The organism is Streptomyces tyrfis (assembly GCF_037034285.1).
Taxonomy (GTDB): Bacteria; Actinomycetota; Actinomycetes; order Streptomycetales; family Streptomycetaceae; genus Streptomyces.
The window spans coordinates 144,260-157,321 of record NZ_JBAGJZ010000003.1 but is presented as its reverse complement, the minus strand read 5'-3'; the positions used below and the strand labels follow the sequence as shown (position 1 = coordinate 157,321).

At 72.1% G+C, this 13,062-nt stretch carries 11 protein-coding genes and 1 riboswitch; of the genes, 9 read left to right on the top strand and 2 right to left on the bottom strand.

Going from position 1 to position 13,062, the window contains the following annotated elements; translation table 11 throughout:
* Positions 1-53 precede the first annotated feature (53 nt).
* The 7 genes from shc to WA762_RS03835 all read left to right on the top strand — a co-directional run bounded on the left by shc (position 54) and on the right by WA762_RS03835 (position 8,309).
* Positions 54-2,054, top strand: coding sequence for a squalene--hopene cyclase (gene shc, locus WA762_RS03865; RefSeq protein ID WP_335932880.1), 2,001 nt, complete (start codon positions 54-56; stop codon positions 2,052-2,054).
* Positions 2,054-2,713: a phosphorylase family protein gene (locus tag WA762_RS03860; RefSeq protein WP_335932879.1), complete on the top strand. Its 660-nt coding sequence runs from the start codon at positions 2,054-2,056 to the stop codon at positions 2,711-2,713. Before shc ends, WA762_RS03860 begins: the two co-directional genes overlap by 1 nt.
* Positions 2,714-2,718: 5 nt before the next feature.
* Complete coding sequence (gene hpnH / locus WA762_RS03855) at positions 2,719-3,738, top strand: adenosyl-hopene transferase HpnH (RefSeq protein ID WP_335932877.1); 1,020 nt, start codon at positions 2,719-2,721, stop codon at positions 3,736-3,738.
* Positions 3,739-4,041: 303 nt separating this feature from the next.
* Positions 4,042-5,946 carry a 1-deoxy-D-xylulose-5-phosphate synthase gene (gene dxs / locus WA762_RS03850; protein WP_335932876.1) on the top strand — a complete coding sequence of 635 codons (1,905 nt, stop codon included), beginning with the start codon at positions 4,042-4,044 and terminating at the stop codon, positions 5,944-5,946.
* Positions 5,943-7,337, top strand: coding sequence for an aspartate aminotransferase family protein (locus WA762_RS03845; protein WP_335932874.1), 1,395 nt, complete (start codon positions 5,943-5,945; stop codon positions 7,335-7,337). Before dxs ends, WA762_RS03845 begins: the two co-directional genes overlap by 4 nt.
* 162 nt (positions 7,338-7,499) lie before the next feature.
* Complete coding sequence (locus tag WA762_RS03840) at positions 7,500-8,108, top strand: helix-turn-helix domain-containing protein (protein ID WP_335932873.1); 609 nt, start codon at positions 7,500-7,502, stop codon at positions 8,106-8,108.
* A gap of 33 nt (positions 8,109-8,141) precedes the next feature.
* Complete coding sequence (locus WA762_RS03835) at positions 8,142-8,309, top strand: DUF6126 family protein (RefSeq protein ID WP_335932871.1); 168 nt, start codon at positions 8,142-8,144, stop codon at positions 8,307-8,309.
* Between the two features lie 25 nt (positions 8,310-8,334).
* Here the strand turns inward: WA762_RS03835 and WA762_RS03830 are convergent, their stop codons facing one another.
* Complete coding sequence (locus WA762_RS03830; protein ID WP_335932869.1) at positions 8,335-9,147, bottom strand: tyrosine-protein phosphatase; 813 nt, start codon at positions 9,145-9,147, stop codon at positions 8,335-8,337.
* Between the two features lie 835 nt (positions 9,148-9,982).
* A riboswitch (cyclic di-AMP (ydaO/yuaA leader) is annotated at positions 9,983-10,136 on the top strand.
* Positions 10,137-10,141: 5 nt separating this feature from the next.
* Between WA762_RS03830 and WA762_RS03825 the strand changes: the two genes are divergently transcribed.
* Both WA762_RS03825 and WA762_RS03820 read left to right on the top strand, forming a co-directional pair.
* The gene (locus WA762_RS03825) at positions 10,142-11,032 is read left to right on the top strand and encodes a M23 family metallopeptidase (protein WP_335932868.1); all 891 of its coding nucleotides are present in this window, start codon (positions 10,142-10,144) and stop codon (positions 11,030-11,032) included.
* Between the two features lie 188 nt (positions 11,033-11,220).
* Positions 11,221-12,066, top strand: a complete 846-nt coding sequence (locus WA762_RS03820; RefSeq protein ID WP_335932867.1) for an SGNH/GDSL hydrolase family protein — start codon at positions 11,221-11,223, stop codon at positions 12,064-12,066.
* A 57-nt stretch (positions 12,067-12,123) separates the two neighbouring features.
* Here WA762_RS03820 and WA762_RS03815 read toward each other — a convergent pair whose 3' ends face one another.
* Positions 12,124-13,056, bottom strand: a complete 933-nt coding sequence (locus WA762_RS03815) for an STM4011 family radical SAM protein (RefSeq protein WP_335932866.1) — start codon at positions 13,054-13,056, stop codon at positions 12,124-12,126.
* Positions 13,057-13,062: the final 6 nt, after the last annotated feature.

Here is a 13,062-nt window from a genome sequence, read left to right as displayed (position 1 = left end):
CGGCCGACGGAGACCCCAGCACAGCAGAGGAACCACTGCACGAAGGGGAAGCCATGACAGCGACGACCGACGGAAGCGCGGGAGCCCTGAACCCCCGCGCCGCCGCGGCCAGCAAACCGACCGAAACGACCATCGCCGCGGACGATGTGCTCGAAGCCGCGCGGCGCGCCGCGGAACGCTCGGTGGAGCATCTCCTCGGCAGGCAGGACGAGCAGGGCTGGTGGAAGGGCGACCTGGCCACCAACGTCACCATGGACGCCGAGGACCTGCTGCTCCGTCAGTTCCTCGGCATCCAGGACCGGACCGTCGTCGAGGCGGCCGGCCGCTTCATCCGCGGAGAGCAGCTCGGCGACGGCACCTGGGCCACCTTCCACGGCGGCCCCGGCGAACTCTCCGCCACCATCGAGGCATACGTCGCCCTGCGACTGGCCGGGGACGCTCCCGACGACCCCCACATGGCCCGCGCCTCCCGCTGGATCAGGGAACAGGGCGGCATCGCCGAGAGCCGGGTCTTCACCCGCATCTGGCTCGCCCTCTTCGGCTGGTGGAGCTGGGAGGACCTGCCCGAGCTCCCGCCCGAGCTGATCTTCTTCCCGAAGTGGGTCCCGCTCAACATCTACGACTTCGGCTGCTGGGCCCGGCAGACCATCGTGCCGCTCACCATCGTCTCGGCGAAGCGCCCGGTCCGCCCGGCCCCCTTCCCGCTCGACGAGCTCCACGCCGATCCGGGCCGCCCGAACCCGCCCCGGCGCATGGCCCCCGCCACGAGCTGGGACGGCGTCTTCCAGCGCCTCGACAAGGCACTGCACCTGTACCACCGCGTCGCGCCGCGCAGGCTGCGCCGGACCGCCATGAACGCCGCCGCCCGCTGGATCGTCGAGCGCCAGGAGAACGACGGCTGCTGGGGCGGCATCCAGCCGCCGGCCGTCTACTCCGTCATCGCCCTGCACCTGCTGGGCTACGACCTGGACCACCCGGTGATGCGGGCCGGTCTCGCCTCGCTCGACCGGTTCGCCGTGTGGCGCGAGGACGGCGCGCGGATGATCGAGGCGTGCCAGTCCCCGGTCTGGGACACCTGCCTCGCCACCATCGCCCTCGCCGACGCCGGGGTCGCCCCCGACCACCCGGCACTGGTGAAGGCCGCGGACTGGATGCTCGCCGAACAGGTCGTCCGGCCCGGGGACTGGACCGTACGCCGCCCCCAACTCCCGCCTGGCGGCTGGGCGTTCGAGTTCCACAACGACAACTACCCGGACATCGACGACACCGCCGAGGTGATCCTCGCGCTGCGCCGGGTCCGCCACCCCGACCCGTCGCAGCTCGAGGACGCGATCCGGCGCGGAGTGCGCTGGAACGTCGGCATGCAGTCCCGCGACGGGGCCTGGGGCGCGTTCGACGCGGACAACACCAGCCCGTTCCCCAACCGGCTGCCCTTCTGCGACTTCGGCGAGGTCATCGACCCGCCGTCCGCGGACGTCACCGGACACGTGGTGGAGATGCTCGCCGTCGAGGGCCGCGCCGACGACCCGGTCACCCGGCGCGGCATCGAGTGGCTGCTCGCCGAACAGGACGTGAACGGCGGCTGGTTCGGCCGCTGGGGCGTCAACTACGTCTACGGCACGGGGTCGGTGGTGCCCGCGCTGGTCGCGGCCGGACTGCCCGTCGCCCATCCGGCGATCCGCCGCGCGGTCGCCTGGCTGGAGTCCGTGCAGAACGACGACGGCGGCTGGGGCGAGGACCTGCGCTCCTACCGCGAGGAGAAGTGGATCGGCCACGGCGCCTCCACCGCCTCGCAGACCGGGTGGGCGCTGATGGCGCTGCTGGCCGCGGGACGGCGGGACACCGAGGCCGTGCGACGGGGGGTCGCCTGGCTGGCCGGGACCCAACGGGCCGACGGCTCCTGGGACGAGCCGTACTTCACCGGCACCGGCTTCCCCTGGGACTTCTCCATCAACTACCACCTCTACCGCCAGGTCTTCCCGCTCACCGCACTCGGGCGGTACGTGCACGGCGAACCGTTCGCCGACCGCGCGGCCGGCCGCGAGGGGGCCTGATGGGCGATGCCCCGGTCCCGGCCGGTCCCGCGGCGCCGCTGCTGATCGCCTGCGCGCTCGGCATCGAGCGGCTCGCGCTGCGCAGCGGCCGCGGCAGGGCCGGCGCGGCGCCGGGGCCGGTGTCCGTACTGCGTACGGGCATGGGGCCCCGGGCCGCCGACGCCGCCGTGACCGGGGCGCTCGGCCGGGGCCGGGCGCCGGACGCGGCGGTACTCGCGTCCGGGTTCTGCGCCGGCCTGTCGCCCGGCATGCACCCCGGCGACCTGGTGGTCGCCGACGAGACCCGGGGCGCCGGGGACCCGACGGCCTGCACCGGCACGGGGCTGCTCGCCGAGGCCCTCGCCCGGGCGGTCCCGGGGCGCACTGTCCACACCGGTCCGCTGACCGGCTCCGCCCATGTCGTACGCGGGCACGAGCGGGCCGAACTGCGGGCCACCGGAGCGATCGCGGTGGACATGGAGTCCGCCGCCACCCTCAGCGCCGCGTTGCGGGCCGGGCCGCGCGCGGTTGCGGCCGTACGGGTGGTCGTGGACGCTCCGGAGCACGAGCTCGTCCGTATCGGCACGATACGCGGTGGAATATCGGCTTTCCGCGTTCTCCGTGCCGTCCTGCCTGCTTTCTATGAATGGCACCGATCTTTGTTGCTCCCCAGGAGGTGAGCCAGATGGCCATGCCGCTCCGTCAGTCCATCAAGGTTGCGACGTATCTCATGGAACAGAAGCTCCGCAAGCGGGACAAGTTCCCGCTGATCGTGGAACTGGAGCCGCTGTTCGCCTGCAACCTGGCCTGTGAGGGCTGCGGGAAGATCCAGCATCCGGCGGGAGTGCTCAAGCAGCGCATGCCGGTCGCTCAGGCCGTGGGCGCCGTCCTCGAATCGGGCGCCCCGATGGTCTCCATCGCGGGCGGTGAGCCGCTGATGCACCCTCAGATCGATGAAATCGTCCGGCAGTTGGTGGCCCGGAAGAAATACGTGTTCCTGTGCACCAATGCCATGTTGCTACGGAAGAAGATCGACAAGTTCACCCCCTCCCCGTTCTTCGCCTTCGCCGTGCACATCGACGGGCTGCGCGAACGGCACGACGAGTCCGTGGCCAAGGAGGGCGTCTTCGACGAGGCGGTGGCGGCGATCAAGGAGGCCAAGCGGCGCGGCTTCCGGGTCACCACCAACTCCACCTTTTTCAACACCGACACCCCGCAGACGGTCATCGAGGTCCTCAACTACCTCAACGACGACCTGAAGGTCGACGAGATGATGATCTCGCCCGCCTACGCCTATGAGAAGGCGCCCGACCAGGAGCACTTCCTCGGGGTCGAGCAGACCCGGGAACTCTTCAAGAAGTCGTTCGCCGGCGGCAACCGGTCGCGCTGGCGGCTGAACCACTCGCCGCTCTTCCTGGACTTCCTGGAGGGCAAGGCGGATTTCCCGTGCACCGCGTGGGCGATCCCCAACTACTCGCTCTTCGGCTGGCAGCGCCCCTGCTACCTGATGAGCGACGGATATGTGCCCACCTACCGCGAGCTCATCGAGAAGACCGACTGGGACAAGTACGGCCGCGGCAAGGACCCCCGCTGCGCCAACTGCATGGCCCATTGCGGGTACGAGCCCACCGCCGTCCTCGCCACCATGGGCTCGCTCAAGGAGTCCCTGCGCGCCGCCCGCGAGACCGTCGCCGGGAACGGCTGACGCCCTGACCGCCGGGGACCCGGCCGCACCGGGCCCGCGCACCGCCGCCCGTCCACCGCGTCCGTCCGGGGCGCCCGCGACGCACCGCCCGCCGGGCGCGTCGCGCCCCGGACCGGCCGCGCCGGGCGGGCGGCGCGCCGGGTGCGGCCGGCCACCCCGGCGCGCGCACCGGACGCGGACGGAGGCGTCCGGGCCGGCCGCCCGCCGGGGCGGTGCGTACCGCCGGGGCGGTGCGGACGCGGGGACGCCGCGGGCGTTCCCGCCGTCACCGTGAGCTGAACGGAACCAGAGAGGGGGCCGGGCGTGTCGATTCTGGAGAACATCCGGGGGCCGCACGATCTCAAGGCGCTGAGCGGGGAACGACTCGACGAACTCGCCGAGGAAATAAGGGAGTTCCTCATCCAGGCGGTGGCGAGGACCGGCGGCCACCTGGGGCCGAACCTGGGCGTGGTGGAACTCACCGTCGCCCTGCACCGGGTCTTCGACTCGCCCGCGGACCGCATCCTGTGGGACACCGGCCACCAGAGTTATGTGCACAAACTGCTCACCGGCCGGCAGGACTTCTCCAAACTCCGGGGCAAGGGCGGCCTGTCCGGCTACCCCTCCCGCGCGGAATCCGAGTACGACGTCATCGAGAACTCGCACGCCTCCACCGTGCTCGGCTGGGCCGACGGCCTGGCCAAGGCCGACGAGATCCTCGGCAAGGACGACCACGTCGTCGCGGTCATCGGGGACGGCGCGCTCACCGGCGGCATGGCCTGGGAGGCGCTGAACAACATCGCGGCCGCGCGGGACCGGCCGCTGATCATCGTGGTCAACGACAACGAACGGTCCTACGCCCCGACGATCGGCGGCCTCGCGGACCACCTCGCCACCCTGCGCACCACCGACGGCTACGAACGCTTCCTCGCCTGGGGCAAGGAGGTGCTCCGGCAGACCCCGGTCGTCGGGCAGCCGCTGTACGAGTCGCTGCACGGCGCGAAGAAGGGGTTCAAGGACGCGTTCGCCCCGCAGGGCATGTTCGAGGACCTCGGCCTGAAGTACGTCGGGCCGGTCGACGGCCACGACATCGCGGCGGTGGAGTCCGCCCTGCACCGGGCAAAGCGCTTCCACGGACCGGTGCTGGTGCACTGCATCACCGAGAAGGGCCGCGGCTACCCGCCCGCGCTGCGGGACGACGCGGACCACTTCCACACCGTCGGCGCCATGGACCCGCTGACCTGCGCACCGCTCGTCCCCGTCGAAGCCCCGTCCTGGACCTCGGTGTTCGGGGACGAACTGGCCGCGATCGGCGCCCGGCGGCCGGACGTCGTGGCCGTCACCGCGGCGATGCTGCACCCCACCGGACTGACGAAGTTCGCCGAGGCGTTCCCCGACCGGGTGTGGGACGTGGGAATCGCCGAACAGCACGCGGCGGTCTGTGCGGCGGGCCTCGCCACCGGCGGACTCCACCCGGTCGTCGCCGTGTACGCCACCTTCCTCAACCGGGCCCTCGACCAGGTGCTGATGGACGTGGCGCTGCACCGCTGCGGGGTGACGTTCGTCCTCGACCGCGCCGGGGTCACCGGCCCCGACGGGCCGTCCCACAACGGGATGTGGGACATGTCCGTGCTCCAGGTCGTCCCCGGACTGCGCATCGCCGCCCCGCGCGACGCCGTCGAGCTGCGCGCCCAGCTCCGCGAGGCCGTCGACGTCGACGACGCCCCCACCGTGATCCGCTTCCCCAAGGAGTCGGCGGGGGAGCCCGTCCCGGCCGTCGGCCGGATCGGCGGCATGGACGTCCTGCACCGGGCGGACGACCCCCAGGTCCTGCTGGTCGCCGTCGGGGCGCTGGCCCCGGTGTGCCTGGGCGCCGCCGGCCTGCTGGCCGAGCGCGGCGTCCGCTGCACCGTCGTCGACCCGCGCTGGGTGAAACCCGTCGACGCCCGGCTGGCCCCGCTCGCCGCCCGGCACCGGCTGGTCGCCGTCGTCGAGGACAACAGCCGCACCGGCGGAGTGGGCTGGGCCGTCGGGCAGGCGCTGCGGGACGCCGGGACGGACGTACCGCTGCGGACGTTCGGCATCCCCGAGCGGTTCCTCGCCCACGGCAGACGCGCCGAGGTGCTGGCGGACATCGGGCTCACACCGGTCGAGATCGCCGGACGGATCGGCGACGCCCTGGCCATCACCGGGGGAGCGGCCGCACGCACGGAGGAGGGCACGGAATGAAGGACGACGAACCCAAGGGCTTCGACCTCGCGCGACTCCTCGCGGAGCGCGGCGCCGAACGCTACGAACTGCACACCAGGCACCTCAACCACCAACTGCCCCGGATGCTGCGCACCATCGGCTTCGACCAGGTCTACGAGCGCGCCGAGGGCGCGTACTTCTGGGACGCGGACGGCGCCGACTACCTCGACATGCTCGCCGGATTCGGCGTGATGGGCCTCGGCCGCCACCACCCCGTCGTCCGCAAGGCGCTCCACGACGTCCTCGACGCCTCGCTCGCCGACCTCACCCGCTTCGACTGCCAGCCGCTGCCCGGACTGCTCGCCGAGAAGCTGCTGGCGCACAGCCCGCACCTGGACCGGGTCTTCTTCGGCAACAGCGGCACCGAGGCCGTGGAGACCGCCCTGAAGTTCGCCCGGTACGCCACCGGCAGGCCCAGGATCCTCTACTGCGCCCACGCCTTCCACGGGCTGACCACCGGCTCGCTGTCGGTCAACGGCGAGAGCGGCTTCCGGGACGGCTTCGCCCCGCTGCTCCCGGACACCGCCGTCCCCCTCGGGGATCTCGACGCGCTCGCCCGCGAGCTGCGGCGCGGCGACGTGGCGGCGCTGGTCGTCGAGCCGATCCAGGGCAAGGGCGTGCACGCGGCCCCGCCCGGCTATCTGCGGGCCGCGCAGGAACTGCTGCACCGGCACCGGGCGCTGCTGATCGCGGACGAGGTGCAGACCGGGCTCGGCCGGACCGGCGACTTCTACGCGTACCAGCACGAGGAGGGCGTCGAACCCGACCTGGTCTGCGTCGCCAAGGCCCTCTCCGGCGGCTATGTGCCGGTCGGGGCGACCCTCGGCAAGGACTGGATCTTCAAGAAGGTCTACTCCTCGATGGACCGGGTCCTGGTGCACTCCGCGAGCTTCGGGTCCAACGCCCAGGCGATGGCCGCCGGACTCGCCGTCCTCGCGGTGATGGAGGACGAGGAGATCGTCGCGAACGCGCGCCGCACCGGCGATCTGCTGCGCGGCCGGCTGGCCGCGCTGATCGACCGTTACGAGCTGCTGCACGAGGTGCGCGGGCGCGGGCTGATGATCGGGATCGAGTTCGGCCGCCCGTCCTCGCTGAAGCTGCGCGGCCGCTGGACGATGCTCCAGGCGGCCCGCAAGGGCCTCTTCGCGCAGATGGTGGTGGTGCCGCTGCTCCGCAAGCACCGCATCCTCACCCAGGTCTCGGGCGACCACCTCGAGGTGATCAAGCTGATTCCGCCGCTGGTGATCGGGGAGCCGGAGGTCGACCGGTTCGTCACGGCGTTCACCGCGGTGATGGACGAGGCGCACAGCGGCGGGCTGATGTGGGACTTCGGCAGGACCCTGGTGAAGCAGGCCGTCGCCCAGCGCTGACCGCGCCGCCCGTGCCGCTCCGGGACTGCCCGCCCGCCGTCCGCCGACGTGGCCGGCCCGGCGCAGGCCCGGTGCGGCCCCGAGGTGGGGGGCGTGCGGCGGGCTCTTTGCCTCAGAGGTAAGAAATTTGCCCCAGAGGAAAGTTTTTGGCCCAATGGGTACATGAACACTCCGGACGGAGCGGTGGCCGACGAGCTGCCCGAGGTCGCGCCACGCCTGCGCGACCTGCGCCGTGCCCGCGGTCTCACCCTGGAGGCCGCGGCCCAGCGGGCCGGGCTGTCGCCCGCCCATCTCTCCCGGCTCGAAACGGGCCGTCGGCAGCCGTCGCTGCCGATGCTGCTCGGTCTTGCCAGAATCTACGGTACGACGGTCTCCGAGCTTCTCGGCGAGACACCCCCCGAACGGGACGCGATCATCCGCGGCGGGAAGTTCGAGGGCGCCGAGGCCGACGGCTGGCAGTACCAGCGGGCCGGCGGCTCCGGCCGGGCGATGCAGGCGCTCCGCGTCCGGGTCCCGCACGGTGCGCAGGGCGACCTGGTGCGTGTGCACCCCGGCGAGGAGTGGCTGTACGTGCTCGCCGGGCACCTGCGGGTGACGCTCGGGGACACCGTGCACGACCTCGCCCCCGGCGACAGCGCGCACTTCGACTCGCTCACCCCACACCGGATCACCGCCGTCGACCACGACGGCGCCGAACTCCTCTTCGTCCACACCCTGCTTCAGAGCCCCGCCGCCGAGCTGTGCCTCGGCGGCGGCGTCCACCATCACTGAGACCGGCCCGGCCGGTTGCCAGAGAGGACTGTCATGTCCGATTCCGAGAACTTCGACCCGCTCGGGTCGACCAAGAAGTACGAGGCCCAGGAGCGGAACTTCCCGCGCGGCGTGGTGATCCGGCTGATCGCCTATCTCATCGCCGGACACGTCTTCGCGGCGTTCCTCTATCTGCTCTTCGCGGTGGCCGGCAAGGGCTGACCACCGCTTCCGGGCGGGGCCGCGGTCAGGCCGTTTCGACGAGCCGGTCGCGCAGCCGCTCACGGGTGCCGGGGGACAGCTCCAGGCCCTCGGTCAGATACCGCTCCGTGTCGCCCCAGGTCTCCTCGATGGCGGCGAAGGCCGCGGCGAGATATTCGGGCTGGGCGCCGAAGAGCGGACTGAGCAGTTCCAGCACCTCGGCCGACATGCCGTCCGCCGAGGTGTCGCTGCGGCGGATCCGGTAACGGCGGTGCGCCTCGTTGGACTTGAGGTAGTCGGCCTCGATGGCGTCGCGCTCGACCCCGACCGCGAGCAGCGACACCGCGATCGTCAGACCGGCCCGGTCCTTGCCCGCCGCGCAGTGCATCAGCGCCGGAACGCTGTCCTCGGCCAGGGCGTGCAGAACCCGGCTGTGCTCGGCGGTGCGGGTCAGCACGATCTCGCGGTACGACGCGATCATCCGCTTCGCCCCCTTGCCGTCCGCGAGCAGCGCGCGCAGCTGACCGATGTCGCCGTCGCGCACCATCCGCCAGAACTCGGCCCCGTCGGCCGGGTCGGAGAGCGGGACGCTGATGTTCCGCACGCCGGGCAGCTCCACGTCGAGCCCGTCGAGCCGGCGGTCGGCGGAGTTGCGGAAGTCGAAGACCGTGTGCAGCCCCAGACCGCTGAGGAAGGCGGCGTCCTCGGCGGTGGCGTGCGCGAGATGACCGCTGCGGAAGAGCCTTCCGTGCCGCACCCGCCGACCGTCCATGGTGGGCAGGCCGCCCACGTCGCGGAAGTTGCGGACGCCCGCCAGTTCGGGCTCCGTCGACGGGATCTGCGGCAGCTGCTGCGTCACAGTGACTCCTGGAGGGTCCGGCCGTCGGCACGAGTCGCCGACAAGGCCACTCCCGCGACGATACGACATGGGTTTCTCATCGGTTCATCAGGCAACCAGTTCATCGTCGCCCTGTCGATACCCGCGCCAGGCCCGTGCCGCCCGGCCGGACGGAACGCCCGGGCCCGCTCCTGACGCCCCGTCCGGCCGGCCGTGGTTCCGGGGCGTGCCGGGAGCCGGATCCGGACCGTTTCCCCGACGGAAAGGGGCGGTGAAGAAATCGATCTTTATCGTGCGCATTCCGAGAGTGCGGAATTCGCGGGCCGGGTGGTGACCGGATTCCGCCGCCGTCTCTCATCCGGCTCCGGTTCGACCCGTCATGAGATGCGAGGTGTTTGCGGGAGGCGAAGGGGGTGCTGTTCGCCCGCGCATGTGATCGACGGACTTCAAAAGGATCTCGGTCGCGGCTTCACGGGCCCGGACCGGCCGGGGCCCCCAGGATTCGCCGACGTTTATGAGGGCCGGCCGGGCGGAGTTTGCGCAGGTCCCGGCACGCGACACCTGTCAAATGTCCATATTGAGGTGATTTGTTGGCCTGTGTGTGCATTGTTTCGTGGGCTGGATTCGCGCTCGTGAGCGGGATCATATCCGTGACCGTGCGTGCCGGTGGGGCGGTCCGTCATTCCCGACGGGATAAGGGAAATTCAAGATCCTGAGCCACGCAGTGTGACCGTAATTCCTCGATGAATTCCCGCCGCCGATTCCTTCTCCGGAATCGGCGGCTTGTTCTCGTCGTCCCGGCTCGCCTACGGTCACCGTCAATCCGGTCGGAACGCCTAATCCTGCCGCCGGTCGGATATCGCACCCGTCGACGCGTGGCAGGAGCGGGGGAACCAGGTAGGCCGCCGACCGAAGAGATCCGGTCGGCTCGGGGTGAAGCCGTGCGAGGCACGGCCGGGCATCTCCAGCCCGAACCCGACAGCTCACCTCGCAGGCGCCGGAGAGGAAGCGCACCATGCCCATCTCGGGTAACCACCGTCGTACCAAGTCCAGCGTCATCGCCCGGGGCGTCGCCGCCGCGGGCGTCGGCGCCGCCGTGATCGCCCTGCCGCTGTTCGGAGCGGCCGGCGCCCACGCCGCCACCCCGGCCTCGGCCCCCGCCGCCGCGCACACCGTCCCGGCCCAGCGGGCCGCGGAGAAGCCGGCCGCCATCACGTACTCCGTCGTCGCCGGCGACTACCTGTCCAAGATCGCCGCCGAGCACGGCGTCGAGGGCGGCTGGCAGAAGCTGTACCAGGACAACCGCGAGGTCATCGGGGACGACCCGAGCCTGATCCACCCCGGAGCGAAGCTGACGCTCGGCGCCCAGGGCTCCTCCCACTCCGCGCCCGCCGGCGGCGGCGCGGGCGCCGCCCTGCCGTCGAAGGCGCTCTCCGCGCCGTCGGTGGCCGCCGCGGCCAAGGCCGCGACCGCCTCCGCCCCGGCAGCCCGGAGCAACGCCTCCGGCTACGTCCACCCGGTCCCCGGCAACCACACCACCGGATACCGGGCCTCCGGATCCAACTGGTCCAGCGGCAGCCACACCGGAATCGACTTCCCCGTCTTCACCGGCACCAGCGTGAAGGCCATCACCTCCGGCACCGTCGTCACCGCCGGCTGGGGCGGCGCGTACGGCAACCAGGTCGTCATCAAGCACCCCGACGGCCGCTACTCGCAGTACGGCCACCTGTCCTCGATCTCCGTCTCGGCCGGCCAGTCCGTGACCGCCGGTCAGCAGATCGGCCTCTCCGGCTCCACCGGCAACGCCACCGGACCGCACCTCCACTTCGAGGTCCGCACCGGACCGGCGTACGGCTCGGACATCGACCCGATCGCCTACCTCGCCGCGCACGGCGTCTACGTCTGAGCCGAACGGCCGGACGGCGGGCGGGCCCGGGCACGACCCGGGCCATGCGAAGGGGCGGTGCGCTGCGGCGCACCGCCCCTCTCCGTTATTCCCGGCGTCGCGGCCCTCGTCGGGTGGTCTATCTCACCACCCGTCAACCCCTTATTACGGTCGCGTAGGTCACATTCGTCGGTGCAGGATAAGCGGTTGTGGCAGACGATTCGAGAAAAACACAACGTGGCGTCATCGACCGACAAGGCGCCATCGGGTCGTACGCGGCGATCGGCGACAGCTTCACCGAAGGAGTCGGAGACCCCGGCCCGGACGGGACCTACGTCGGCTGGGCGGACCGATTCGCGGTACTTCTCGCGGACCAGCTTCCGGACCCCGACGAGGCGACGGGCGCCCAGGGCCCCACGCACGCGGACTTCCGGTACGCCAACCTCGCCGTACGCGGCCGCCTCCTCGACCAGATCGTCGCGGAGCAGGTGCCGCGCGCCAAGGACCTGGCCCCCGACCTGGTGACCTTCTGCGCGGGCGGCAACGACATCATCCGGCCCGGCACCGACCCGGACGACGTGGCCGAGCGCTTCGAGCGCGCGGTCGCCGAACTGACCGAGTCGGTCGGCGTGGTCATGGTCACCACCGGTTTCGACACCCGGGGCATTCCCGTGCTGCGTCATCTGCGCGGCAAGATCGCCACCTACACCGCCCATGTGCGCGCCATCGCCGACCGCTACGGCTGCCCCGTCCTCGACCTGTGGTCGCTGCGGTCCGTCCAGGACCGGCGCGCCTGGGACGACGACCGGCTCCACCTGTCGCCCGAGGGGCACACCAGGGTCGCGCTGCGGGCCGCCCAGGTCCTCGGGATCGAGGTGCCCGTCGACCCCGACCAGCCGTGGCCCCCGCAGGCCCCGCGCGGCACGTTCGAGGTCCGCCGCGACGACATCCACTGGGCGCGCGAACACCTGGTGCCGTGGATCGGACGGCGACTGCGCGGCGAGTCCTCGGGCGACCACGTCGAGGCGAAGCGGCCCGACCTCCTGCCCCTCTGAGCCGAGCCCCGGCGGACGGCGCCACCCGTGCCCGAGCCCGGCCCCGGGCGTCCGGCGTCACGACGGCCCCGGCCCCGTCCGCCGGCCGGCCAGGGGCAGGACCGTCGCTCCGACCGGCCCGGCGGACGACGACGGCGGGGCCGCCGGTATCCGTTCCAGCACCCCGCCCGCGAACACGTCGTACAGCGGCAGCGTCTCCAGATGCACATAGCCGATATGGCAGTCGCACACCGCCAGCGGGCAGGCACGCGGGCGCAGCGCGTCCCGGTAGCTCCCGTCGTAGAGGTTGCCGAGCTCGGACCTGACGAAGTGGCAGCGCCGCACCGTGCCGTCGCCGTCGACCGAGATCACCGACTCGCCGGTCCGGCAGGGCAGCCCGGCCGACCGGTGCGGATGGCGGCTGTACGGGAAGAGCGGGTCCAGCTCCGTCCAGCGGTCCGCCTCCTCGTCCGTGTAGGTGTGCCCCTCCGCGGCGTTCACCCACAGATAGACCTCGTCGGGCAGCGCGGCGCGCAGCCGCCGCGCCTCGCCGAGATGCTCGTCGAGCCCGACCACGCCGACGCTGTGGCGGACGCCGAGCGCGGACAGCTCCCGGCACTTCGCCAGGAACCGCTCGTACGGCGTCTGCCCCGGGTGGTAGGTGCACCAGAGCGCGATCTTCTCCCGCCCGGCGTCCCCGGCCCCGGCCAGCCAGCCGGTACGGCCGCTGAGATTGGTCTGGATCGCGACCCGGCCGACGTGCGGCATCCCCGCCAGCTCCACCAGGGCCCGCCGGTACCAGGACCGGACCAGCCCCTCGCCCCACGGCGTGAACAGCACCGAGATCCGGTCGTCGCCGGACCGCGCCGCGACCCACGCGGTGAACCGCTCCAGCGCGGCCCGGTCGGCACGCAGCTGCTCCCGGCTGTCCCGCCGCTTGGCGAACGGACAGTACGGGCAGTCGTAGTCGCAGGACGCGAGCGGACCGCGGTAGAGGATGGTCAGGTCCATGGAGGC